Annotated in this window: 1 rRNA gene; it reads right to left on the bottom strand. The window is 51.5% G+C overall.

The features are described 5' to 3' along the window. Positions 1-227 (bottom strand): 16S ribosomal RNA (locus CPJCM30710_RS17650); the annotation flags it as partial.

The following is a 227-nucleotide window of genomic DNA, read 5'->3' as shown; positions in this document are numbered from 1 at the left end:
GTATTCACCGCGACATGCTGATTCGCGATTACTAGCAACTCCGGCTTCATGTAGGCGAGTTTCAGCCTACAATCCGAACTGGGACGAGTTTTTGAGATTTGCTCCACCTCACGATCTTGCGTCTCTTTGTACTCGCCATTGTAGCACGTGTGTAGCCCTAGACATAAGGGGCATGATGATTTGACGTCATCCCCACCTTCCTCCCGGTTAACCCGGGCAGTCTTGCT

The organism is Clostridium polyendosporum, assembly GCF_018332455.1.
In the GTDB taxonomy this organism is placed as follows: domain Bacteria; phylum Bacillota; class Clostridia; order Clostridiales; family Clostridiaceae; genus Clostridium_AY; species Clostridium_AY polyendosporum.
The sequence above is the reverse complement of the archived record's forward strand: the minus strand, read 5'-3'. Positions and strand labels throughout refer to the sequence as shown.